This window comes from Acidimicrobiales bacterium (assembly GCA_040219515.1).
Classification (GTDB): Bacteria; Actinomycetota; Acidimicrobiia; order Acidimicrobiales; family Aldehydirespiratoraceae; genus JAJRXC01.
This window is the reverse complement of sequence record JAVJSI010000005.1, coordinates 319,901-343,929: the sequence shown is the minus strand read 5'-3', so window position 1 is coordinate 343,929 and position 24,029 is coordinate 319,901. Positions and strand designations below refer to the sequence as shown.

At 69.4% G+C, this 24,029-nt stretch carries 24 protein-coding genes; 13 read left to right on the top strand and 11 right to left on the bottom strand.

Annotated elements, in window-relative coordinates; all coding sequences use genetic code 11:
- The 4 genes from RIB98_04230 to RIB98_04215 form a co-directional block, all read right to left on the bottom strand.
- Positions 1 to 1,500, bottom strand: a complete 1,500-nt coding sequence (locus RIB98_04230; protein MEQ8840166.1) for a carboxyl transferase domain-containing protein — start codon at positions 1,498 to 1,500, stop codon at positions 1 to 3.
- Positions 1,501 to 1,521: 21 nt separating this feature from the next.
- Positions 1,522 to 1,779 (bottom strand): DUF5658 family protein, encoded by a 258-nt coding sequence (locus RIB98_04225; protein ID MEQ8840165.1) that lies wholly within the window; start codon positions 1,777 to 1,779, stop codon positions 1,522 to 1,524.
- Positions 1,780 to 1,982: 203 nt separating this feature from the next.
- Entirely contained in the window at positions 1,983 to 2,651 is a 669-nt protein-coding gene (locus RIB98_04220) for a TetR family transcriptional regulator (protein ID MEQ8840164.1), read from the bottom strand.
- Positions 2,652 to 2,685: 34 nt separating this feature from the next.
- The gene (locus RIB98_04215) at positions 2,686 to 3,945 is read right to left on the bottom strand and encodes a CoA transferase (GenBank protein MEQ8840163.1); all 1,260 of its coding nucleotides are present in this window, start codon (positions 3,943 to 3,945) and stop codon (positions 2,686 to 2,688) included.
- 149 nt (positions 3,946 to 4,094) lie between these two features.
- Between RIB98_04215 and RIB98_04210 the strand changes: the two genes are divergently transcribed.
- The 4 genes from RIB98_04210 (at position 4,095) to RIB98_04195 (ending at position 7,197) form a co-directional block, all read left to right on the top strand.
- On the top strand, positions 4,095 to 4,400 hold the full coding sequence (locus tag RIB98_04210; protein MEQ8840162.1) for a hypothetical protein: 306 nt from the start codon (positions 4,095 to 4,097) through the stop codon (positions 4,398 to 4,400).
- Between the two features lie 24 nt (positions 4,401 to 4,424).
- Complete coding sequence (locus RIB98_04205; GenBank protein MEQ8840161.1) at positions 4,425 to 5,942, top strand: class I adenylate-forming enzyme family protein; 1,518 nt, start codon at positions 4,425 to 4,427, stop codon at positions 5,940 to 5,942.
- A gap of 1 nt (position 5,943) precedes the next feature.
- Positions 5,944 to 6,903: an enoyl-CoA hydratase/isomerase family protein gene (locus tag RIB98_04200; GenBank protein MEQ8840160.1), complete on the top strand. Its 960-nt coding sequence runs from the start codon at positions 5,944 to 5,946 to the stop codon at positions 6,901 to 6,903.
- Positions 6,904 to 7,002: 99 nt separating this feature from the next.
- Positions 7,003 to 7,197 carry a Flp family type IVb pilin gene (locus RIB98_04195; protein MEQ8840159.1) on the top strand — a complete coding sequence of 65 codons (195 nt, stop codon included), beginning with the start codon at positions 7,003 to 7,005 and terminating at the stop codon, positions 7,195 to 7,197.
- 7 nt (positions 7,198 to 7,204) lie between these two features.
- Here RIB98_04195 and RIB98_04190 read toward each other — a convergent pair whose 3' ends face one another.
- Complete coding sequence (locus RIB98_04190) at positions 7,205 to 8,026, bottom strand: DUF6159 family protein (protein MEQ8840158.1); 822 nt, start codon at positions 8,024 to 8,026, stop codon at positions 7,205 to 7,207.
- 12 nt (positions 8,027 to 8,038) lie between these two features.
- Positions 8,039 to 9,262: an acyl-CoA dehydrogenase family protein gene (locus RIB98_04185; GenBank protein MEQ8840157.1), complete on the bottom strand. Its 1,224-nt coding sequence runs from the start codon at positions 9,260 to 9,262 to the stop codon at positions 8,039 to 8,041.
- Between the two features lie 129 nt (positions 9,263 to 9,391).
- On the opposite strand from RIB98_04185, the gene RIB98_04180 reads away from it, so the two are divergent.
- Positions 9,392 to 11,068, top strand: a complete 1,677-nt coding sequence (locus RIB98_04180; protein ID MEQ8840156.1) for a class I adenylate-forming enzyme family protein — start codon at positions 9,392 to 9,394, stop codon at positions 11,066 to 11,068.
- Positions 11,069 to 11,081: 13 nt separating this feature from the next.
- On the opposite strand, the gene RIB98_04175 is transcribed toward RIB98_04180, so the two are convergent.
- Positions 11,082 to 12,458 carry an amidase gene (locus RIB98_04175; GenBank protein ID MEQ8840155.1) on the bottom strand — a complete coding sequence of 459 codons (1,377 nt, stop codon included), beginning with the start codon at positions 12,456 to 12,458 and terminating at the stop codon, positions 11,082 to 11,084.
- A gap of 52 nt (positions 12,459 to 12,510) precedes the next feature.
- On the opposite strand from RIB98_04175, the gene RIB98_04170 reads away from it, so the two are divergent.
- Positions 12,511 to 14,013, top strand: a complete 1,503-nt coding sequence (locus RIB98_04170) for a class I adenylate-forming enzyme family protein (protein ID MEQ8840154.1) — start codon at positions 12,511 to 12,513, stop codon at positions 14,011 to 14,013.
- Here RIB98_04170 and rsgA read toward each other — a convergent pair.
- Positions 14,010 to 15,056 carry a ribosome small subunit-dependent GTPase A gene (rsgA, locus tag RIB98_04165; protein ID MEQ8840153.1) on the bottom strand — a complete coding sequence of 349 codons (1,047 nt, stop codon included), beginning with the start codon at positions 15,054 to 15,056 and terminating at the stop codon, positions 14,010 to 14,012. The genes RIB98_04170 and rsgA overlap by 4 nt on opposite strands.
- Positions 15,057 to 15,216: 160 nt before the next feature.
- Here rsgA and RIB98_04160 point away from each other — a divergent pair, with 160 nt between their 5' ends.
- From RIB98_04160 to RIB98_04150, 3 genes are read left to right on the top strand one after another with little or no spacing between them, the layout of a single operon-like run.
- On the top strand, positions 15,217 to 15,480 hold the full coding sequence (locus RIB98_04160) for a PqqD family protein (GenBank protein ID MEQ8840152.1): 264 nt from the start codon (positions 15,217 to 15,219) through the stop codon (positions 15,478 to 15,480).
- Positions 15,481 to 15,484: 4 nt separating this feature from the next.
- The gene (locus RIB98_04155; protein ID MEQ8840151.1) at positions 15,485 to 16,273 is read left to right on the top strand and encodes an ABC transporter ATP-binding protein; all 789 of its coding nucleotides are present in this window, start codon (positions 15,485 to 15,487) and stop codon (positions 16,271 to 16,273) included.
- Positions 16,270 to 17,079: an ABC transporter permease gene (locus RIB98_04150; protein MEQ8840150.1), complete on the top strand. Its 810-nt coding sequence runs from the start codon at positions 16,270 to 16,272 to the stop codon at positions 17,077 to 17,079. The genes RIB98_04155 and RIB98_04150 overlap by 4 nt, the downstream gene beginning before the upstream one ends.
- Positions 17,080 to 17,089: 10 nt before the next feature.
- Here the strand turns inward: RIB98_04150 and RIB98_04145 are convergent, their stop codons facing one another.
- Complete coding sequence (locus RIB98_04145) at positions 17,090 to 17,998, bottom strand: hypothetical protein (protein MEQ8840149.1); 909 nt, start codon at positions 17,996 to 17,998, stop codon at positions 17,090 to 17,092.
- 95 nt (positions 17,999 to 18,093) lie between these two features.
- On the opposite strand from RIB98_04145, the gene RIB98_04140 reads away from it, so the two are divergent.
- The gene (locus tag RIB98_04140) at positions 18,094 to 18,564 is read left to right on the top strand and encodes a S24/S26 family peptidase (GenBank protein MEQ8840148.1); all 471 of its coding nucleotides are present in this window, start codon (positions 18,094 to 18,096) and stop codon (positions 18,562 to 18,564) included.
- A 253-nt stretch (positions 18,565 to 18,817) separates the two neighbouring features.
- Here RIB98_04140 and RIB98_04135 read toward each other — a convergent pair whose 3' ends face one another.
- Complete coding sequence (locus tag RIB98_04135; GenBank protein ID MEQ8840147.1) at positions 18,818 to 19,945, bottom strand: nucleotidyltransferase family protein; 1,128 nt, start codon at positions 19,943 to 19,945, stop codon at positions 18,818 to 18,820.
- Between the two features lie 93 nt (positions 19,946 to 20,038).
- On the opposite strand from RIB98_04135, the gene RIB98_04130 reads away from it, so the two are divergent.
- Together RIB98_04130 and RIB98_04125 are read left to right on the top strand one after the other, a co-directional pair.
- Complete coding sequence (locus tag RIB98_04130) at positions 20,039 to 21,646, top strand: molybdopterin-dependent oxidoreductase (GenBank protein ID MEQ8840146.1); 1,608 nt, start codon at positions 20,039 to 20,041, stop codon at positions 21,644 to 21,646.
- A 66-nt stretch (positions 21,647 to 21,712) separates the two neighbouring features.
- On the top strand, positions 21,713 to 23,005 hold the full coding sequence (locus RIB98_04125) for a PhoH family protein (GenBank protein ID MEQ8840145.1): 1,293 nt from the start codon (positions 21,713 to 21,715) through the stop codon (positions 23,003 to 23,005).
- Between the two features lie 68 nt (positions 23,006 to 23,073).
- On the opposite strand, the gene RIB98_04120 is transcribed toward RIB98_04125, so the two are convergent.
- Positions 23,074 to 23,487 (bottom strand): nuclear transport factor 2 family protein, encoded by a 414-nt coding sequence (locus tag RIB98_04120; protein MEQ8840144.1) that lies wholly within the window; start codon positions 23,485 to 23,487, stop codon positions 23,074 to 23,076.
- Between the two features lie 29 nt (positions 23,488 to 23,516).
- Here RIB98_04120 and RIB98_04115 point away from each other — a divergent pair, with 29 nt between their 5' ends.
- A complete protein-coding gene (locus RIB98_04115; GenBank protein MEQ8840143.1) occupies positions 23,517 to 24,023 on the top strand; it encodes a phosphoribosyltransferase family protein in 507 nt (168 codons plus the stop codon).
- Positions 24,024 to 24,029: the final 6 nt, after the last annotated feature.

The following is a 24,029-nucleotide window of genomic DNA, read 5'->3' as shown; positions in this document are numbered from 1 at the left end:
TCAGGGGGTGATGCCGACACGGGCGACGGGTTCGGCCGCTCCGGCCCGCCGCCGAGCGCTGAGCGTGAGCCCGTCGAGCACCGCGTTGCGCAGGTCTCGCGGGTCGATGAGTTCGTCGAACCCGAGTCCCGACGCCGAGCGATAGCTGGACTCCAGCTCGGCCTGGCGGAGTCCGGCCCGGGTCTCGTCGTCGGCGCCCACCGCGTTGCCGGCGCCCTGAGCACCCATCGCACCCATCGTGGCACCGGGGAACGCATAGGAGAGTGTCTGCTCGTCGTAGCCGTTCATCGCCATCACGCATGACCCGAATCCGTAGGCCTTGCGCAGGGTCACCTGGATCTTCACCGTCCGAGCCCGGGTCTGGGCGGTGAACATGCGGGCGCCGGCTCGCAGGATGCCGGCCCGTTCGGAGGCGGTGCCGGCCAGCACACCCGGATTGTCGGTCATGAACACCAGCGGCAGATGGAAGCTGTCGCAGACCTGTACGAAGTGGGCGGCCTTGTCGGCCGCGTCGACGTCGATCGACCCGGCGATGAACGCGGGCTGGTTGGCGACCACGCCCACGGCGTGGCCGCCGATCCGAGCCAGGGCACAGACGATCGACGGCCCGAAGTCGGGCTGGATCTGGAAGAAGCCGCCGCCGTCGACCACGAGGCTCACGGCGTGGCGCATGTCGTAGGCCACGTTGGCGTCCCGGGGCACCACCGCGAGGAGGTCGTCGATGCGGCGACGGTCGAGGTCGCCGGTGTCGACCCAGGGCGGCCGCTCCCACGCCGACGAGCCGAAGTACGAGAGATAGGTGCGGATGTCGGCCACGAGGGCCGCGTCGTCGGCGGCCACGTTGTGGATGACCCCGCTGGCGACGGCGACCGCGGCTCCGCCGAGCTCGTGCTTGGTCACGTCCTCTCCGAGGGAGGCCTGCACGACCGGAGGTCCGGCGGTGAAGATCGCGGCGTCGCCGGTCATCACCGCCCAGTCGCACAATGGCGCGGTGATGGCGCCGTGCCCCGCCGATGATCCCATCACGCCGCACACCATCGGCACGAGCCCGGAGAGCCGACCTTGGGCCTGCAGGTCACCGGGTCCGCCACCGCCCGGGTCGCCGGGCATCGGCGGGCGATGACCGGCGCCCTCGAGCAGCATGACCAGGGGAATGCGTTCGCGTCTCGCGATGTCGGCGACTCGCCACCGCTTTCGACTGGCGGCCGGCCCGATCGAGCCGCCGAGGGTGGTGAAGTCCTCGGCGCCCACCGCCACCGGGCGTGAGTCGATCCGTCCGACACCGGCCACGAGGGCATCGGCGGGTGCGCCGGCGCCGGCGAGTGTGCCGATCTCTACGAAGGACCCGGGGTCGAGGAGTGCGTCGAGGCGACCACGGGCATCGAGACGCCCGGCCGCCCGACGGGCCTCGAGCTTGTCGGGCCCACCCATCGCGTGGGCATGGGTACGGCGGGCCTCGAGATCGTCGAGGGTGTCCGCCCAGTCGTGGCCGTCGGTCATCGAGCGGACCCTAGTGGGCACTCAGAGGATCGTGAGAACCGCGACGTTCCACGACACCACGGCGAGATACCAGCCGGTGGTGAGGGTCAGCGCCAGCTCCGCGATGCGTGACCCGTGACAGCGGGTGAGCAGGGTCGCGACCAACACGAGGACGACGCCCTTCAACAGTCCGACATGCCACATGTTGTCGACGATGGGTTGCACGAACGGGTTGCGCTCGACGCCGCCACGGTCGAGGACCATCACCGTGGTGATGAGGTCGACGACGTTCAGTACCACCAGGATCGCGAAGAGCGGCCATCTCGAATCCGCGACGAATGCACTCCACCGCAATCGGTTCGATGTTCGGGGTTCCAGTCCCACGATCTCGGTTGGCACACTCGCTCCCGTCACACGCGCTCTTCGCCCGGCGCATCCTTCGCCCCGGCCGAACCTAGTGCGAACGACCCACCCCACGTCAACACGCAGAGTGATCAGCCCGGTCACCGGGAGTGGGAGCGGATCGTCCAGTCGATCAACGTCGCCATCGTCTGGGCCAATGCACCCCGCTCGATTCCCCAGCCGGCGAACCCGGGCTGATGCGCACTGACGTGCGCCAGCATGGTGGTGAGGATGCCGGCTGCGGCGCCCGGATCGACCCCTTTCGCGAGCCTCCCCTCGGCCGCCGCCCCTTCGGTCAACTCGCGTAGGGCGAGGAACACACCGTTGAGCAGACGGAGCCGCAGTGTCCGGAATCGTTCGTCGCCCTCGGTCGTCGCCAGGTCGAGCACGCGGAGCATCGCTGCGTGCTCGTCGAAGTAGCGCAGGAATCCCTCGGCCAGCGCGGCGGCGTCGTCCGGACCGGTCCACGCCGGATCGGCGACGAGCGCCCGCAGCTCGTCGCTGCCGTTCGTCACCATCTCCTCGATCAGGGAGAGCACCGCCGCGTCGACGTCGGCGAAGTACTGGTAGAAGGTCGCCGGCGACGTTCCGGCACCGCGACTGATGTCGACGACCTTCATGTCGTGGAACGGCACGTGACCCAGGAGGTTCTCGGTTTCCTCGAGCAGCCGCTGCCGGGTGGCCCGACCGCGTCGTCCGGGCACCCGCCCATCCGAGGCCAGCGGGTTCTCGGCTGTCGCACCACGTGTCTCCGCCGGTCTGTCCTCCATCCCGCGGACCCTAATCGGGGCGACCACCCGACGATCAGCCGGGCGGCACGAGGTCGTCGTGGACAAACGCGGCGCGAACCGCGGCTGTGTGCGTGCCGTGGCGTGGCGCCGGCGGGGGCACCGGCCGATGACGAGGCTCCGCAACCGGAACGAACTCGCCGTCGACCTCGACCTCCCACCCGTTGCCGGCCGGCCGCAGCGGTGCCGCGAACTGACGGGATCCGGCCCAGGCCGCCGCTCGAGCGAGGGGGACCTCGACCACCGCAGCACGCCCTGCGGCCAGCAGCTCGGCGCCATGGGCGGCGGCGCTCAGGCCCGCCAACGGATCGGCAACCGCATCCGCCACGAACATCGGCGGATCTCCCGGCACCACGACGCCGGCGCTGACCGCCGCGTCGTCGCCGAAGCCGATGCGATCCGCGGCCGGACCCGTCCGGCCGTGAGCCGTGATCGACAGCCAGCTCGTGCCCCGTGCCGCAGTCACCACCGGATCGATCCCGAGCGAATCCATGACCCGCGGACGCGATCCTTCGACGACGAGATCAGCGGCCGCGACGAGGCACCGCAGGAGCCGGAGGTCGGCCGGCGCCGAGAAGTCGAGTGCGACGCACTCCTTGCCGTGATTCAAGAGGTCGAAGAAGGCGGGCGCGCCGCGTCGTGCCCCGTCGGGCCGGTTCCGGCCCTCGACCTTGATGACGCGGGCACCGGCCTGCATCAGCAGGCTTGTCGCCAGAGGGCCTGCCCAGAGCGATGTCAGGTCGAGGACGAGTGGCGTGGCGGTCGGTTGCCGGGGTCCCCCGCGGGCCAGCTCGCGCCCCGGTGACACCGGCGAAGGGTCGCCGCCGGGAACACCGACGGCGAGGCCCAGCAAGGTGGCCTGGGCAACCACTTCCGCTCCGGTCATGGAGCCGAGGGCGCGCTCGATCGTCGACCAATCGTCGGGACGCACATCGCGCGAGACGAGCGCCGGGAGTGCCGCCACGTCGTCGGGTCGTGGGAGCGACAGCGCGAACCAGCCATCGGCCGCGGCGACGAACCGGCTCGCACCGCCCACCGAGACAGAACCGTTGCGACCCATACCGGTGATCGCGGCGCGTTCGCCGAGCAGGGCCGGCCCGTCGACCTCGACCGCCGTCCCCCATCGCGCCGTCTGCACGGCGACATCGCTCGCCGCGGCCGCGGCCGCCGAGGCCACCCCGGCCGGGACCACCGACGGGGGGCCGTCGGCGGGGCCCGTGAGTGCCATTGCGCCACTGCCGGCCCAGCCCGCGACGTCGGCTGCAGTACTGCGCATCCCGGGTGACGCTAGCGCGAGGATCCCGCGGCGACCGGTTGGCCCTCCCGGGCGCAGGCGCTCCATACTGGTGCCTCGCGCCGATTCAACGCGCGAACTCGCGCTGACCACTTCGCGCGAACAACGACATCTCCCGAGGAGAGAACCACATGGTCGAACTGAAGCCCGGCGCCCGATTCCAGAGCACCGTCTGCACGACGGAGGTCATCGTGGTGAAGGGAGCCGGCGAGGCCGATCTCACGTGCGGCGGTGCGCCGATGGTGCCCGCCGGCACGGGTGAGATCACCGGAGAACCGGCTGCCGACGCGGCCGAGGGCACGTTGCTCGGCAAGCGCTACTCCGACGAGGCCGAATCGCTCGAACTGCTCGCGACCAAGGCCGGACCCGGGTCCATCGCGCTCGGTGGCGAACCTCTCGCGGTCGCCCAGGCCAAGACGCTCCCCGCGTCCGACTGAGCCCGGGTCGCGCGGAGTTCTCCCATGAACCTCATGATGCTGCTGGAGATGGCGGCGAACGGGCTCGAGGACCGGGTAGCGGTCGGTTCGGTCGACGGTGGCATCACCTACCGGCAACTCTTCGAGCAGGCCGGCGAAGCCGCGGCCCGATTCCGGGCCGCGCCCGGCGAACGGGTCGTGTTGTGCGACGAGTCGAGCCCGGCCGTGCCCATCGCCCTCTTCGGTGCCGCCTGGGCCGGAATGCCCTACGTCCCGCTCAACTATCGGCTGCCCGACGACGACCTTCGTTCGCTGGCCGAGCGAAGTGCACCGGCCATCGCCATCAGCGACGACGCCGGCACTGCCCGCCTCGCCGGCATCGCCGACGTCGGTGCGGTGACCCGTGATGCCTTCCTCGCCGACCGCGCCGGTGCGGCACCCGCCGCCTCACCCGGCGATTGGTCGATGGACCCCGACGACATCGCCGTGCTGCTCTTCACGAGCGGCACCACCGGCACGCCGAAGTCGGCCGTGCTGCGCCACAAGCACCTGGTGTCCTACATCCTCGGTTCGGTCGAGTTCATGGGCGCGGGCGAGGACGAGGCGACCATCGTCAGCGTGCCGCCCTACCACGTGGCCGGCGTGTCCGCGATGCTGTCGTCGGTCTACGCCGGCCGGCGCATCGTGCAGCTGGCGAAGTTCGATGCCGACACGTGGATCGACACGGTCGAAGCCGAAGGCGTCACCCACGCGATGGTCGTGCCGACCATGCTCGCGCGCATCGTCGAAGCACTCGATGCACGTGGCGGTGAGCCGCTGCTCGGCGTCCGGGCCCTCTCCTACGGGGGTGGCAAGATGCCCGAGCCGGTGATTCGACGGGCACTCGAGCTCTTCCCCATCTCCAACTTCGTCAACGCCTACGGCCTCACCGAGACCAGTTCGACGATCGCACTCCTCGGTCCCGACGATCACCGAGTGGCCCAGTACAGCGAGGATCACGGCGAGCGTGCCCGCCTGCGCTCGGCCGGACGCCCACTCCCGGGCATCGAGGTGTCGATCCGCGACGACCAGTTCAACGAGCTCCCGATCGGCCAGGTCGGCGAGATCTTCGTCCGCGGCGAGCAAGTGTCGGGCGAGTACCTCGAAAAGGGTTCGCTGCTCGACAACGAGGGCTGGTTCCCCACCCGCGACGGTGGGTTCATCGACGAGGGCGGCTACCTCTTCATCCAGGGTCGCAACGACGACGTCATCATCCGCGGCGGCGAGAACATGTCACCAGGCGAGATCGAGGATGTGCTCCTGACCGACCATCGGGTGAAGGAAGCCGCCGCGATCGGCGTGCCCGACATCGAGTGGGGCGAGAAGGTCGTGGCCGTGGTCGTCCTCCACGACGTCTGCCCGGAGACCGAGCTGCAGGAGCTGGTTCGCTCCCGGCTCCGCTCGAGCCGTGTACCGGCCCACATCGTCGTCGTCGAGGAGCTGCCCTACAACGACACCGGCAAGCTGTTGCGTCGCATTCTGCGCACCGACCACGCCCATCTCGGCGACGATCCCGTCGACTGACATGCGAATCGAGCGCTGGACGGGTGACAGAGCCCGTGCTGCGCTCGCGAGCCCTGACCTCGACCGAACCCTCGGCGTCGTCCACGGTGTCGCGGCCCTCGTGGTCGACCTCGCCGACGACGATCCGGGCGCCGACATCGCGGCCGCCACCGCCGAGCTGCCCATCGTCAGCATCGGATGCGGGCCCGTCGCGGATGCCGCATGGGACATCGGCACGACCGACGCCGCCGCCGCGATCCACGGCATCGACGCGGCCCCACGCGCCGCGGTGATCACCGCGCAGACGCTGCGCCTCGCCGGGTCGCTGACCCCCGAGCAGGGACTCGTCGTCGAGTCGCTGGCCTACGCCACCCTCCAGGGCGGACCGGAGTTCGCCGCGTGGCTCGCCGGTCGGGGCCGCCGCGTCCGCAACGACGAGTCGCCCCGGGTACTGGTCGACGCCGACGACGATCCTCACGCCACGGTCACCCTGAACCGGCCCCGCTTGCGCAACCTGCTCGACGCCCGCATGAGGGACGAGCTCGTGGACGCGTTCCGGGTCCTCGCCCTCGGCCCCGCCCGCCCGATCGTGCTGCGGGGTGCCGGGCCGGCCTTCTGCGCGGGCGGCGACCCCGCCGAATTCGGCACCACCGAGGACACGAGTAGCGCACACCTCATTCGTTCGAGCGCCAACGTGGCGCCGTGGCTGATGGCCGTGGCCGACCGGACGACGGCGATGGTGCACGGTCCCTGCGTCGGCGCCGGCGTGGAACTGGCCGCCTTCTGCCGTCGGGTGGTGGCCCACCCCGGCACCCGCTTCCGTCTCCCCGAGACACGTATGGGACTCATGCCCGGCGCCGGTGGCACCGTGAGCATTCCCGCTCGCATCGGCCGCCAGCGGACCCTCGAATGGCTTCTCGCCGACGAGGAGATCGACGCCACCACCGCCCTCGCGTGGGGTCTCGTCGACGAACTGGCCTGAGGGAGAGGCCGACGGTGGGTCGAACGGCCCATCAAGTCCCGGGCGCCCGCCTGCCGACAAAAACACTGGAGTCCAATCCACAGTTTGAGAGCAGGCAACATGAGCGCGATCCGTCAATTCCAGAGCTGGCTACTTCACCACTGGTCCACACTCGACGAGGAGGAGCGTGGCGCCAGCCTGGTCGAATACGCGCTGCTGGTCGCGTTGATCGCGATGGTCTGCATCGCTGCGGTGACCGCACTGGGCGAGACCACGTCGGCATCGATGTCCGAAGCCGTCTCCCAGCTCGGCTGAGGGTCGACTACTTGCGGGTGAAGCTCTCCGGCAGGTTGGAGTGCTCGTAGCCACTCGGCACCGAGCCGGTGGTGGCGTAGAGATAGAGCGCTGTCTGGAAGACGGCGTTGAGGGCCGTGAGTACGACGATCACGACGGCCACGTAGATCACGGCGACCCCGACACCCACGACGAGTGCGGCGCTGCCCAGAGCGCTCATCACGGCGACGAGGACCACGGCGGGGATCATCGCCAGCAGGCCGAGCAGGCCGAACCCGACCCGGGCGGCGAGGTTCTCGCCCCACGTGGCCTTGAGGAGGGCGCCCGAGCGCTTGAGTCCGTCAACGGCGGAATGGTCGTCGATGACGATGGCCGGCACGACGAGGAACGTGACGACCTCCCACGCCGCCCCGGCCAGGTTGACGATGAAGGAACCGATGAAGCCGGCTCGCTCCCGCACGGCTTGGAGCACGAGGCCGACCGTGCCGGTGAGCAACGCCCATGGAAGCAGTCCGCCGAGACGGGCCGTGGCCCGGCGCATCGCGGAACCGACGGTGGGGTCGCCACCCGACATCCGTTCGTGGGCCCCGGCCACCAGGGCGCCGTTGAAGAACACGCTGATGATGCTCATGGCGAGCGCTGCCACGATGCCGAGCACGACCAGTGCCGGGTTCGAGGACTCCTCAGCGGATCCGGTGTCGAGGAGCGCGATCGTCGGGATGAGCAGGGCCCCGAGCACGACGAGCGCCGAGACGAAGGAGAGCACCGGGATCAGCAACAGCTCCCGGTCTTGACGCAGCACCGCCCACGACACCTTCGCCAACGACCAGGTGTTCTTGATTCTGCCCATTGCGCCAGGCCACTACCGGGGTTCGCGAGGAAGCCCGAGGACGCGCTCGCCGATCACGTTGCGCTGCACCTGATTGGAGCCACCGTAGATCGTGTGCGCTCGGCTGTAGAGGAAAGTGCGCTGTTCCTTGTCGACGCGATACTCGGGATAGTCGCCGTCGCCGCTGATCGCATGACCAGTGTGGGCCGACTCGTCGCCGACCATGGCCGCCGCACCCTTCACGTCCATGAGCAGCTCACCCATCCGGCGGTGCCAGCCCGCCCAGTAGAGCTTGCCGATCGACATCTCGGGTCCGGGCACACCGTCGCTCGTGAGGGCGGTGAGCATGCGGAGCTGGTTGAACCTCAGGATCTCCAGGCGGATGTAGCTCTCCATCAACTCCTGCCGCAGCACCGGGTCGTCCCAGCGACCGTTGGCCTTCGCCATCTCGATCATGTCGTCGAACTCCTGACGGAACGACACCTGCTGGCCGAGCGTCGACGCACCGCGCTCGAACGCGAGCGTGCCCATCGCCACCTTCCACCCGTTGCCGACCCCGCCGACCACCATCGACCCGTCGGTGACCGCATCGCTGAAGAACGTCTCGTTGAACTCGCTGCCGCCGGTGATCTGGACGATCGGGCGGATGTCCACGCCGGGCTGCTCCATCGGCACGAGCAGATAGCTGAGCCCCTGGTGACGCTGTGAACCGGGTTCGGTGCGGGCGACGACGAAGGCGTAGTCGGCGAACTGGGCCAGCGACGTCCACACCTTCTGGCCGTTCACCACCCATTGACCGTCGACCAGCTCGGCTCGCGTCTTGACGTTGGCCAGGTCGGAGCCGGCGTCGGGCTCGCTGTAGCCCTGGCACCACATCTCTTCGCCGGACAGGATCGGGGGCACGAAGCGTCGTTGGAGCGCCTCGTCGCCGAACGCCATGAGGGTCGGTCCGAGCAACGTCACGCCGACATTGGCGAGCCGACCCGGCGCCCGAGCCTCCACATACGTCTTGAAGAAGACCACCTGTTCGGCGAGGGTGCAGCCGCGGCCGCCGATCCACTCCGGAAAGTCGATGCCGAGCCATCCGCCGGTCGCCATCTCCCGCTCCCAGGCGAGCTGCACCTCGATCGGGATGTCCTCCTGCGCCGTGAGTCCCTTTCCCCGCCACTTGGCGAATTCACCGACGACATGCTCTTCGAGCCATGTGCGCACTTCGTCCTGGAAGGTTTCGAGCGAGGGGTCGAGCCGGACGTCCATGGCGTCGGAGCGTAGCCAGGATCTGACGGTGCATCAGATTCGGGCGCTGGACTAGTTTCGAGGCCGATGACTCCCACCCATGCAGATTCGACGCCCTCCTCGACCCCGCAGCCAACCCCGCAGCCGACAATGACGGTTCCTGAAGCGGACGCCTTCCTCACCGGCGAGGGCGGCTTTCTCGAAACGACCACCGAGACGGTCAACGGCATCGAGATGCGGGTCGTGAAGAACCGCCCGGCCAACCTCGTCGAGCTCCTGCGCGCCTCGGCCGACCACGGCGACGGTGCGGCCCGCTACTACCTCTTCGACGACGGCCGGGCGGCCACGTTCACCGAGAACATCGACCACGCGGCCGCCCTCGGCGCCGCGTTGCACGAACGGTTCGGTGTCGGTCCCGGCGACCGTGTGGCGATCCTGGGTGCCAACTCGCCCGAGTGGATCCAGTCGTTCTGGGCGTCGGTCGGCCAGGGTGCCATCGCGGTGGCGATGAACGGCTGGTGGACGGCCGACGAGATCCGCTACGGCCTGGAGCTGACGACACCGAAGGTCCTCATCACCGACCGGCGACGTCTCGAACGCATCGAGCAGAGCGACTGGGACCCCGACATGCCGATCGTCGTCATGGAGGACGCACTCGACGGACTCATCGCCGAGTTCACACCGGCCGAGTTGCCAGAGCTGACCATCAACGAGGACGACCCCGCAGCGATCCTGTTCACCAGTGGCACCACCGGCCGACCGAAGGGTGCGATCACCACCCACCGCAACTTCCTCGCGTATGTCTCGTGCGCGTACATCACCGGTGCCCGCGACGGTGTGCGCTTCCCGTCCACCGGCGAGCCCCCGGCGCACCCGCCGATGCGGCTCGCCGCCAGTCCGCTGTTCCACATCTCCGGCCTTCATTCGGCGGCGATCATGGCCGTGGCGTCCGGTATGGGCGCCGTGTGGACCACCGGCCGTTTCGATCCGGAGAAGGTGCTACGGCTCACCGAGGAGCATCGCATCACGGGGTGGGGCGGCGTCACCACCCAGATGTGGCGCATCATCGAGCATCCCGACTTCCACGAGTACGACACGTCGAGCGTCCAGTCGATCGGCGGCGGTGGGTCGGTGTGGTCCCCGGAACTCCAACGGGCCTGCCGCGCCGCGCTCCCCCACGTCACCCAGGCGGTCGCCGTGGGCTACGGACTCACCGAGTGTGCCGGGCTCGCCACCCACGCCTCGAACGACGTGCTCGCCGCGCATCCCGACAGCGTGGGATACCCGATCCCCACCGCGGATGTCGCGATCCTCGACGACGAGGACCACCCGCTCCCCGACGGCGAGATCGGCAACGTGTGTGTGCGCGGGCCGATGGTGATCCCCGGCTACTGGGACAACCCCGAGGCCACCGCCGAGACCATTCGACCGGGCGGTTGGCTCCGGACCGGCGACTTCGGCCACATGCGCGACGGCCTGCTCTTCCTCGCGAGCCGACGCAAGGACCTGATCATCCGCGGCGGCGAGAACATCTACCCGACCGAGATCGAGAACCGCCTCGACGAGCACCCCGATGTCCACGAGGTCGCCGTGATCGGCGTCGACCATCGCGAGCTCGGCCAGGAGGTGAAGGCCGTGGTGGTCCCGCGCCCCGGCGCCACGCTCGAACCGGCTGCGCTCGGGGAATGGGTGGCCCAGACCCTGGCCGTCTACAAGGTGCCCGCGCACTGGGAGATCCGCACCGAGCCGCTGCCCCGCAACGCCAGTGGGAAGATCCTGAAGGCCGTCGTCGCCGGTGAGTCCGAGAACACCTTCATCGAGGACTGAACGACGTCGCCGGTCAGGCGGTGAGGGGCCACGGCTGGGTGCGTTCCCAGACGAGGCCGGTGTCGAGGAGTACCCGCTCGGCGTGGTGGGGAGCCACGACCTGGAGGCCGACGGGCAGTCCGTCGCTGGCAAGACCGGCAGGGAGTGAGATCGCCGCGTTGCCGTAGATGTTCGACGGCGCGGTCAGCGCACCATTGTTGCCGGGGTTCGACTCGCGGCCACCGAACAGGCTCGGCAGGTGTCCCTCGGCATCGAAGGCCGTCGACGGATTGGTGGCCGCCAGCACCAGGTCGACCCGGTCGAACATCTCGGCCATGGCCACATTGAGCTCCTGGCGCCGGGTCTCGGCCTTGACCATCGAGGAGAGGTCGATCCGCTTCTCCGCGCGCACTACACCCTCCCGCATCATCGAGGTCAGGTCACCCGCACAGTCGGGCCACCGGTCGCCCAGTTCCTTGCGGATGCCGATGCCGCCGGTGAGACCCCAGGCCCCCATGATGTTGGGCAGCCGCAGTTCGATGTCGACCCGCGTGGCGCCCATCGCCGCGATCAGGGCCTCGGCCGCCGCGACGACGATCTCCTCGGTTTCCGGCGCCACGACGGCACAGCCGAGATCGGGAACGATCGCGACCCGGAGTGACGCGAGACCGGCGATGCCCTCGCCGAGCCGGGCTTCGTAGTCGTCGACTCGTGGCAGACTGAAGGGGTCTCGTCGATCGAACCCGTTGGTGACGTCGAGCCACCGGGCGGTGTCGCGGACGCTACGGCTGACACAGCCCTCGACCGCCGTGAGGTTCCCGATCTGCGGACCCTTCGGGACCCGCCCGTAGGTGGGCTTGAGACCCACCAGGCCGCAGAACCCGGCCGGGATACGGATCGAACCACCGCCGTCGCTCGCCGACGCGAGTGCGAACAACCCGGCCGCCACCCCGGCCGCCGAACCGCCCGACGAACCGCCGGGCGTTCGATCGGGACCCCACGGGTTGCGGGTGACGCCGTGGAGCTTCGTGGTGGTCTGGTTGACGCCGCCGAACTCGCTCGAGGTCGTCTGCACCGTCGGGATTGCGCCGCCGGCCCGGAGCCGCTCGACCGGAATGCTGTCGGCAGTGGCCACGCGGTCCGCGAGCGCGACCGAGGCTTCGGTGTCGGGCCACCCGGCCACCGTCAGCAATTCCTTCACCGCCAGCGGCACACCACCGAAAGGGAGTGCGACGTCGGCGTGCTCGGCTGCCGCCAACGCGGCCTCGGCGTCGACATGACACACCGTGTTGAGCGGGTCGGACTCGACCGCCGCCAACGTGGCCGCCACCTCTTCTCGAGGGTGTCGCTCGCCGGCGCGGAACGCGTCGACGAGCGACACCACGTCGCCTCCCCATGGTTTGTCGCTCATCTTTCCCCCTGGCGGTCTCGCCGTCGTCCTCGCCCCACCCTACGATCGATGGGTGCTCACGGACATTTCTCGACGCGCCGCCACCGACTTCGCCGACACCGCGGCCTACGTCACCGAGGAGGGGTGGGGCATCACCTACGCCGAACTCGATCGCGCCGCCGACGAGGTGGCCGCCGGTCTCACGGCCCGAGGAGTCGGCGCGGGCGATGCCGTGGCCCTCGTGCTCCCGTCGACCATCGACTACGTGGTGATCTTCCTCGCTCTCGCCCGCCTGGGCGCGGTCACGGCGGGACTCAACCCGAAACTGCGACCACGCGAGATCGCCGGCTGCCTCGATGTCCTCGACCCCCGGCTCGTCGTGGCCACCGCCGAGCTGCTCGACGCCGTCGACACCGACCGCTTCCCCACCGAGGTGATCATCGTCGGCAACGAGGCCGCATCCGTCGCCGCGGCGTTCCGGCTGTCCGGCGCCGGACCGGCACCAACCCTCGCCGAGGACGAGAGCCGGGCGGTCTGCGTGTGTTTCACCAGCGGCTCGACCGGCCAACCGAAGGGCGCCTGGTACACGAACCGACAGCTCTCCCGCATCGCCGAACTCGACACCGGCGGCGCCTGGGGCGGCGGCGGGCACGGCATCTCCTCCACCCAGTTCGCCCACGTGGGTTTCATGACCAAGCTCCCGTGGTTGCTGGCCAGCGGACGAACGACCCATCTCCTCGAACGATGGTCGGCCGGGCCGGTGCTGCGCCTGATCGCCGACCACCGGATGCCCGCCGTCACCGGGGTCGCCCCTCAGCTGGCGCTGATGTTGCGGCATCCGCTCATGGACGAACTCGACTTCTCCGCCGTCCAGGCCGTCGTCGCGGGTGGAGCGGCGTCGCCACCCGCGCTCGTGCGAGAGTGCCGGGAACGCTTCGGCGCGCCCTACTCGATCCGCTATTCGTCCACCGAGAGTGGGGGCATCGGGCTCGGCACTGCGCTCGACGCCGACGACGAGGAGGCCCTCCACACGATCGGCCGACCTCGCCCCGGCGTCGAGGCCTCGATCCGCGATGGCGACGGTGCGCCCGTCGGCGACGGCGACATCGGTGAACTCTGGCTTCGTTCCGACTGTGTCATGTCGGGCTACTGGAACGATCCCGAGACGACTGCGGAGACCCTGGTCGACGGCTGGTTGCGCACCGGCGATCTCGCCCGGGTCGACGACGCGGGGTGCTATCGCCTCGCCGGCCGGGTGAAGGAGATGTTCATCCGGGGTGGCTACAACGTCTATCCCATGGAGGTCGAGTCGGTACTGATCGCCCACCCTGCGGTGGCGGAGGTGGCGATCGTCCCCCGGCCCGACGACGTCATGGGCGAGATCGGGGTCGCCGTCGTGGTGACGGCCGACGGCCACGACACCCCGACGCTCGACGCACTGCGCGAGTTCGGCGCCGACGAACTGGCGAAGTACAAGCTGCCCGAGGCCCTGCGCACGGTGGACGAACTCCCCCGCAACTCGAGCGACAAGGTCGATCGACGATCCCTCGCCGCAATGGAGCTCGGCGGAAGCTAGCGACGCCGCCGACGGCCGCGTCCCCGCCCTCGTCCGCGACCGTCCTTCTGGTCGCGGCGTTCGCGCTCGGCTTCGCGCTCGCGCTGCGCGGCGAGTTCCGCAACGAGGGCCCGATAGCGCTGGACCCGGCGCTCGTCGACCGCGCCGGACGCCACACCGTCGGTGATCGCGCACCCCGGCTCACCCGCGTGGGCACAGTCGCCGAACCGGCATTCGGTGGCGAGCGCCTCGAGATCGCCGAAGACGAGATCGAGGGCGTTCTCCGCCTCCCAGAGGCCGATGGCGCGAATGCCGGGAGTGTCGAGCACGAGTCCGGCGTCGTCGGGCAGCAAAACCAACTCTCGGGCCGTCGTGGTGTGTCGACCCTTGGCATCGGCGTCGCGCACCTCGCCGACCTCCAGCACCTCGTGACCGGCGAGCGCATTGACGAGGGCGGACTTTCCCACGCCGCTCGGACCGACCAGCGCCAGCGTGCGACCCGAACCGATCAGCGACCGGACATCGTCGAGCCCGCGACCGTCGACGATGCTCGACGCGATGACGGCCATGTCGCCGGCCAGCGCGCGCACGAGCGACTGCGTCGACTCGGCCTCGTCGCCCGACTGGACCGCGTCGACCTTGGTGAGGATCACGACGGGTCGCGCGCCGGATTGGTGGGCGATCACCAGGAACCGTTCGAGCCGACCCGGCGGCAGCGGCCGATCGAGGCCGTGGACCACGGCGACGACGTCGAGGTTGGCCGCCAGCACCTGCACGAGGTCGCGTTCGGCCGGATCACGGCGGCTGACCGATGTCACGCGCGGGAACACCCGATCGATGACCGGGCCCAGTTCGTCGTCCTCGACGATGTCGACCCAGTCGCCGGTGACGGGTGCGATCTCGTCCTGCGAGCGCACCGAATCCGAGAGCACCCGGACCCGACCATCGTCGGTCATCGCGTCGCACTCGCCCCGGTCGACCCTGACCACGCGACCGAGAACACCCTCGACCGGCGTCAGCTCGGCCTCGTAGCGGTCGCGCCCCCACGGGCCGAGATCAGTCATCCGGTGGAGCTTCGTGATCGTCGAGGGATCCGGTCGGGCATGACACCGAGCCTAGGGTCGGAGATTGTCGCCCGACAGCCTCGTATCGTCACCGGTGGTGCCGATGGGACCAGAACCGCGGATGAACGGCTCACGCGCCGGCGAGTGAAAGGCTCTTCCCATGGCTACCCGACGACGCACAGGAGTCAGCTTCGAGCCGAGCGGCGACTCCGTGGTGATCCTCAACGCCGACGGCACCGAGATGACCACGCTCAACCCCGTGGGCTCGCTGATCTGGCAGGCCCTCGACGGCGAGCGGGACGCGTCGGCCCTGGCCCAGGACCTCGTCACCCAATTCGAGGACGTCGCGGTCGACGAGCTCGAGCGCGACATCGCCGACTTCATCGAGGACCTCGCCGCCGCTGACCTCGTCGACATCAGCTGACGACATGCTCGTCGTCGACGGCCTGCGCATGACCTATCAGCCGGCCACGGGCCTGCTCGGTCTGCTGGTCCGCTCGGCCTCGCCGGAACCGGTGGTCGCCCTCGACGGCGTCGACCTCCGAGTCGAGGCCGGCGAGGTCGTCGGCATCATCGGACCCAACGGCGCCGGGAAGTCCACGCTGATCCGATCGATCACCGCGCTCCTCGTCCCCACTGCCGGCACCGTCGACATCGACGGCGTCCGCGTCACCGGCGACAATCGCGAGGTCCGGGCGAAGTTCGGCCTCTCGTTGCCCAACGAGCGTTCGTTCTACTGGCGGCTCACCGGGCGACAGAACCTGCGTTACTTCGCAGCCATGGCCGGACTCGATGCCGCGGCCGGCGAGGAGCGCGTCGAGCAGGCCATGGTCGACCACGGCCTCGCCCACCGCGACAAGGCCGTGTTCGGGTATTCGTCGGGCATGCTCGCCCAGCTCGGCATCGCCCGAGCCACGCTGCACGACCCTCCCCTCATCGTCCTCGACGAACCCACGCGCAGCCTCGACCCGATCGCCGGACGCCGGCTCTGTCATCAGATACGTGGCCTCGCCGGGGAGGGCCGGGCAGTGCTGATGGCCAGCCACCGCCTCGACGAAGTGGTTCTCGCCTGCGACCGGGCGGTCGCGTTGATCAACGGCCGCATCCTGTGGGAGGGATCGGCCGAGGAGATCGCCGACGACCCCGGCGGACTGGGCGCTCGGCTGGAGTCCCTCGTGGCCGATACCGCCGCCGACGAGGATCGAGACGACGCATGAGCGCCAACCGGCGGCGCATGGCCGCGGTGGTCCGCAAGGAGTTGACGACCCTCACCTCGTACCGGGTCGATCTCATGATGCGGGTGCTGCACATCGGCTATTTCGCCGTGAGCTTCTACTTCATCTCGGAATTCGTGGGTGATCCGGAGTCGATAAGCCAGTTCCGCGGCGGCTACTTCGAGTTCGCGCTCATCGGTTCGATCGTCACCAGTTGGGCCGCCGTCGGCATGTCGAGCTTCCCCGAGCAGATCAGCGAGGAACAGAACGAAGGCACGCTCGAGGCCGTCCTCACGACACCGACACCGATCTGGACGGTGCTCGTGGCGAGCCACGCCGTCGCCTTCGTCTTCGTGATCGCCGAGACCGCGCTCCTCGTTCTCGTGGGTCTGGGGCTGTTCGGCGCGGGAATCCCCATCCTGGGCATGGTGCAGGCCGCACCCATCCTGTTCCTCGTCGCGTTGTCGTTCGTCCCGTTCGGCGTGATCTCCGCCGCGTTCATCATCCTGGTGAAGCGGGGTGACCCGTTCAGCGGGCCGGCCCAGCAGCTCACGCTCCTGCTGTCGGGTGCCCTGTATCCCCTCTCGGTGCTCCCCGGTTGGCTCGAGGTCGTCACCCGCGTGGTGCCGGCCACCTACGGCGTCCGGGCCACTCGGGCGGTCGTGCAGACCGAGGCGGGCCTGACCGATGTGGTCGGTGAGATGGGAGTGCTTCTCGCCTTCGTCGTGGTCGTGCTCCCCCTGTCGATGCTGGCCTTCCGGTCGGCGGTCGGCGTGGCGCAGCGGGCCGGCACGCTCGGCACCTACTGATCAGCCAGTCCTACGAGCGACAGAGCTGCAACGCCTCGAGCAGCAGTTCCTGCGCTCGGGCGACACGAACGGTCTCGTCACGAGCGTGGGCGAGGCGCACGGCGGGCAATGCGACCAGCGCCGCGCTCGCCGCGAGCTGGCGTCGAAGCGCCCGCCGGAAGGGCGGCGCCGCGTAGCCGTCGTCGAGCACCGAGAGATCGCCCGGGCCGAGTGCGTCGATGTGCCCGTCGACGCCGTGGTCGACGGTGACGATGCCGACGAGTCGTCGAGCTCCCGGGGCCAGCGTGTCGACCGCCAAGCGGACCCGATTTCGCGGACCGTCCTCGGCCTCACCGATGAGGCCGTGTGCGGTGGCAAGGGACGCGGGCACCATCGGTCGCCGTGCCACCCCGCGGGCCATCATCTGTCGGGTGTCGATCACGGCGAGATCATCGCCGAGCAGGTCCCATCCGCCCACCAGGGCCGCCGCGCTGAGGGTCGACTTTCCCCGACCGCTCTCACCGACCAACAACAAGGCCTCGTCCCCCTGGGCCACCACGGCGGCATGCATCATGAGCCGGTCGGGCCGGGCGATGCCGATCGAGATCCCGAACTGCAACAGATCGTCGAAGAGGTCGAGTGGGCCGGGGGCATCGATCGGCCCACCGACCCTCACGGAGGTGTCGTCGATGGCGGCTCGAGCCCCGGGCCGTCCGATCCAGAGTCCGTCGTCGGACTCCCAACCGAGAAACCCGTCCATCTCCTGTTCGGTCGAGTCGTCGGGGATGTCGGGCACGTCGCCGCCGAGCCAGACCTCGACCTCGGGCGTCGCGGTGCTCGGGACGGAGCCGAGTCGGGCCGCCGCGCAGTCTGCGTAGCCACGGCTCTCCGCAACCACTCTCACCGCGACGCCACCAACGTCGAGGACCGACTCGATCATGCGTCGGGGATGGGTCGGGTCGGCGGGTGCATCGCGCCAATGAAAGCCGATGGCGGCGTCGGACGCGGGGACGCCGTCGCGGTACCGTCCCCCCGATGGTGGAGAGCGATCACGCGTCGACAACCGAACCCGACGCCATTGCCGCGCTCCTTCGACGGCGGCTGTCGCACGCGGCCGTCGAGATTCCGGTCGCCGGCACGAGCATGTCGGGCGTGATCGCGTCCGGGTCGACCGTGGTGCTCAGCCCCGCCACCCACCCGCGCTGCGGGGAGATCTGGGCATTCGTCGACGACGACGGTGGTGTGGTCGTACATCGGGTCCGCGAGTACGACGGTTCTTCGGTGACCGCGCGCGGCACGGGCAACCGGGTCGACGACGATCCCGTTCCCGCCTCGCGACTGGTCGGCCGGGTCGTCGAATCCCACTGGTCCGGTCAGCGCCGTCGCTTCGGATCCGTCGACCGAGTCCGTGCCGCCGTCACGCTGCGCACACGTCGCCGAGTCCGGCGACTGCTGGCCGTCGCGTCTCGCCGTCGACGCCCCGACAGAAACCCGAAAGACACGTGATGGGTCGCCCGAATCATTTGCCGCTGATTCCCCCACGGAGAGTGGCGCCGTGTTAATCTGCCAGTCACATCAGAATTACGAGAGGTTGGAACATGAAGTACGGAAAGCCCCAGATCCAGAGCCAAGTCGACCTCGAGGGGTCCCTCAAGCGCAAGCGCCCGCCGAAGCGTCGCGGTAGCGGCCGCTGATCTAGCCTCAGTAGTACTCGAAACCGCAGGGACGGCGACTCGCCGTCCCTGCGGCGCGTCGTGGCTCAGGCGCGATCCTCCACCATTCGCAGGAACTCGCGCCGGCGGGCCGCCCCACCGCTCGGGCGATCGTGGTAGAGCACGCTGTCCGGATCGGAGAAATCCCAACCGCGGCGGCGACCGGGGAGCGCCGGCATCATGGCTACCACTGTCCGCGCGATCACCCGAGCTGCGCCGCGGCGGTCATCTCGTCGCCAGTGCACACCGGATCGGCGCAGCTCGGTCACACCATCGCCGTCGACACGGCGTCGCCACCGCAGCGAGGAGCCGGCGAGATCACGCAGTGTGACGGGATCCACCGGCGCGCCGGCGGCGATGGCGGCACGGTCGAGCGTGTGGCCGACCAGACCGGCGACCCGAGCGTGTCGTGAACGTTCGACGAAGGCGGCCCAATCGATCTCGCCACCGTGCACGAGCGCTGCGACGTCGCGGAGTTGGTCGAGTCGTGTCGCCCCACTCAGCCCGGCGTGCGTGCAGAGGTGCAGCAGCTGATCGATCGGGTCGAACACCGGGAGCTCGCGTCCACCGACCATGACCCGGCGACGGCGGGCGAGCATCGCGTCGGGTTCGAAGCGCATCCCGGCGCGGGTGTGAGCCAGGCCGATCACGTGCCAGTGCAGATCGATGGGCACCGTCCCCACCTCGATCGGGACCTCGCCCACCTCGTGGGTGACGTAGGGGTCCCAGTTCCGGTTCAGCTCCTCGCCGCCGATCGACACGAGCGCGTCGATCGCATCGCCGAACCGGTCCCGGGCCACGAGGAGATCGAGATCGTTGAATCCGCGTAGTTCGGGCCGGGCCAGGTACGACGCCACCACCGGGCCCTTGAACGCGAGCCACGGGATGTCGTAGTCATCGAGGACCTCGGCGGCCGCATCGAGCACGGCGCTCGCCCGCAGTCGAACCAGGCGATCATCGTCGACACGGTCCGCGACCCGACCCTCCACCGACCGACCTGCGACGCGGCAGGCCTCGGCCAGTGCCCCGTGCAGGCGGTGCGTCATCACGAGCCCGATGAATGTGTCGGCTTCGGGGCCGTTGAGCGGGGCCACGGCAACGTCGGCCTGGGCGTCGGTGAGTTCCCCCGGTCGGGCGAGCGTGCGCAGCGCCTCGACGATCAACGGGGACGACACGGGAACCATTCGGCACGGCCCGACGTTGCAACCACACCCCGCACCCACGGCGGGAGCATCGCTCGTAGGGTTGGACACGGCATGGTGGACATCATGGAAGCTGACGAAGCCGCCCGGGGGGACCACCCCCGGTGGTACGGGGCACTCGCAGGGGCGATCGCCGCGGCGATCGCCCTCGTGTTCGGCCAGCTCGTCGCGTCATTCAACGACGACATTCCGGGGCTCGTGCTCGGCATGGGCGAGTGGATCCTCGACATCACACCCGGCGACGTCGCCACGGAGAGCATCGACACGCTGGGCAGCGGCGGAAAGTCGGCGCTCCTCCCTGGCATCGCCATCACCGCGCTGGTCATCGGCGCCGTCCTCGGCGATCTCTCCAAGCGGGTGTCATCCCACATCGGCACAGCCGGATTCGTCGTGTTCGGACTTCTCGGCGGTTTCACGGGTGCCCGAAATCCCCAGTCGCCGGCCGTCGCCAGCTGGGTGTGGGCCGCCGTTGCCGCCGCGCTCGGCATCGCGACACTGCACTTCCTGCTCGCCCGCATGCACCGACCGACCCGGCTCGCGTCGTTCCGAGAGGATCCCCGCCAGAAGAGCGCCACCCGTCGGGCGTTCCTCAGCTGGTCGGCCGGCGCCGGCGCAGTGGCCGTCACGGGCTACGGCATCGCCAGTCGGGTCGGTGGGCAGAGCGCGGCCGAAGTCGCGCGCGACGGCCTCGACTTCTCCGAGCTGTCGTCGACCACCACCGCCGCGCCGCTCGCCGATGCGGCACCGCTGGCCGCGCCGGTCACCCCTGGCTCCTTCGACACCGTGCCGGGGATCGCCAGCTTCGTCACGCCGAACGACACCTTCTACCGCATCGACACCGCCCTGAGCGTGCCCCAGGTCGACCCCGACTCCTGGTCCCTCTCGTTCACCGGCATGGTCGACGATCCCTACCGCCTCACCTTCGACGAGATCCTGGCGATGCCCGAACTCGACGAACACACCGTCACGCTGTCGTGCGTGTCGAACGAGGTCGGCGGCGGACTCGTCGGCACGGCGACCTGGCTCGGCGTACCGCTGCGCTCGCTGCTGGACCGGGCCGGCGTGCACGACGGCGCGTCGCAGATCGTGGGTAGATCGGTCGACGATTGGACCGCCGGCTTCCCGCTCAGCGCCCTCGACGACGACCGCACTGCCATCCTCGCGGTCGGCATGAACGGCGAACCGCTGCCGATCATCCACGGCTTCCCGGCCCGACTCGTGGTGGCCGGGCTCTACGGCTACGTCTCGGCGACGAAGTGGATCGAAGAGATCAACCTCACCACATGGGACGCGTTCGACGGCTATTGGATCTCCCGAGGCTGGTCGAAGGAAGGACCCATCAAGACGATGTCGCGCATCGACGTACCTCGGCATCGCGACAGCATCACGGCGGGAGCCACCACGGTCGCCGGCGTCGCCTGGTCGCCGCCCCGCGGCATCCGCGCCGTCGAACTCTCGATCGACGACGGCGAGTGGAGAGAGTGCGAGATCGCCGCGCCGGGATCCGACGAGACCTGGGTCCAGTGGAAGACCGATTGGAGCGCCGAGGCCGGCGATCACGTCCTTCGGGTCCGGGCCGTCGACGGCGACGGCGAGCTCCAGCCGGTCGGTCCGGCGAGGGTCGATCCCGACGGCGCCGAGGGTTGGCATGCCATTCAGGTGGGCGTCAGCTGATGTTCCCCGAGACGTCGCCGAGGGTCCGCACCCACCCCTGAAAGCGTCGGTAAGTTCTGACATCACATGACAGGCACGAGTCGTACCTACGTCCTCGACACATCGGTGCTGCTGAGCGATCCCTCCGCACTCCGCCGCTTCGAGGAACACGCCGTCGTCGTTCCGCTCGCCACGCTCACCGAGCTCGAAGCGAAACGCCATCATCTCGAGCTCGGGTGGGCCGCCCGCAGTGCGTTGCGCGCCCTCGAGGAGCTGCGGGAGGAACACGGGAGCCTGCTCGACGCGCTGCCCGTGAACGACTCGGGCGGCACCGTCCGGGTCGAGTTGAACCACACGTCGCGCGAGTCGTTGCCCGACGGGTTCCGGGCCGACACCAACGACAACCGCATCCTCAGCGTGGCCGCGAACCTCGCCGCCGAGGGCGCCGACGTCGTGCTGGTGTCGAAGGACCTGCCCTTGCGACTCAAGGCCGGCGTGGTCGGACTCGAGGCCGAGGAGTTCCGCGACCACGACGTGGCCGACGACGGCTGGACGGGCTTCACCGACATGGTCGTCGACGGCGCGATCATCGACGATCTCTATGCCGAGGGTGTATGCGACCTCGACGAGGCACGCGACCTGCCGGTCAACACCGGCGTCGCCCTCGTGGCCGGTTCACAGTCCGGGCTCGGCCGGGTCCACGCCGACAAGCGCATCCATCGCATCGTCGATCACCCCGTCTTCGACGTCCGGGCCCGTTCCGCCGAACAGCACGTCGCGCTCGATCTGCTCACCGACGACCGCGTCGGCATCGTGTCACTCGGCGGTCGCGCCGGCACAGGAAAGAGTGTGCTCGCCCTGGCCGCCGCCCTCGACGCCGTGCTCGAGCAGCGCTCGCACTCGAAGATCATCATCTTCCGCCCGCTCTACGCCGTCGGTGGTCAGGACCTCGGCTACCTGCCGGGCAACGAGTCGGAGAAGATGTCGCCATGGGCCGCCGCGGTCCACGACGCGCTCGAGGCGATCGCCGGGCCCGAGGTCGTCGACGAGGTGATCCGCCGCGAACTGCTCGACGTGCTCCCCCTCACCCATATCCGCGGCCGTTCGATCACCGACACCTTCGTGATCGTCGACGAGGCCCAGAACCTCGAACGCAACGTGCTCCTCACCGCCCTCACCCGGGTCGGCGAGAACACCAAGGTCGTGCTCACCCACGACGTCGCCCAGCGCGACAACCTCCGGGTCGGTCGCTACGACGGCATCGGCGCGGTCGTCGACCATCTCCGTGGCCACCCGCTCTTCGGCCACGTCACCCTCACCCGTAGCGAACGCAGCGAGGTGGCCGCCCTCGTCGCGGGCCTCCTCGACGGCCGCGACTGACCCTCCCCGCTTCTGTGAGCTTGAGCGGCACGCTGATGCCCGTTCAAGCTCACAGAACGGACGGATGATCAGGAGAGCTTCTCGAGCATGGCGGCCATCTGCTCGTGGACCTTGTTGATGGCCTTGAGCGGTCGGATCATCACCTTGAACTCGATGATCCTGCCGTCGTCGTCGCACGTGATGATGTCGACGCCGTTCACCGCGATGCCGTCGGTGGTGGTCTCGAACTCCAGCACTGCGTGGTTGCCGTCGAGCACCTCCTTGACGTAGCGGAACTTCCCGGCCCCGGACGACCCTGCGCTCTCCCCGGGGAGAACATTTCCGGCGGCGTTCAGATAGAGCTTCGTGAGGTCCTTGCCCCGCTGGCCCGAGAACACGATCGGCGACCAGAAGACGCAGTCGTCGTGGAGGAGTTCGTCGAGCCCGCCGGGGAGATCGCCTCTCAGGTGGGCATGCCACTTGTCGATGACCGCGTGAATCATCCGACCATCCTGCCAGCTAGATTCCGACGATGAGTGAAGAGCGCGAGATCCTCGACTACTCCGCCTACGGCACCGCCGTGCGGGAGCTGTCCCAGACCGTCGCCGACGACGGCTACCGACCCGAGATGATCCTCGCCATCGCCCGCGGCGGTCTCTTCGTCGCCGGCTCGATGGGCTACGCCCTGTCGGTCAAGAACATCTACGTGATGAACTGCGAGTACTACACCGGCGTCGACGAACGCCTCCCCGTGCCGGTGATGCTGCCGCCCTATGTCGACTTCGTCGACATGGACGACGCCCGCATCCTCATCGCCGACGACGTCGCCGACACGGGCCACACGCTGAAGATGGTCTACGACTTCTGTGTCGACCGCGTGGCGGAAGTGCGCACCGCCGTGCTCTACGAGAAGTCCCACTCGCTCGTGAAGTGCGACTACGTGTGGAAGCGCACCGACCAGTGGATCAACTTCCCGTGGTCGACCGAGGCTCCGGTGGTCAACGCCGAAGACGCCCGCCACCGCGTCGCCGACGCCTGATCCGAC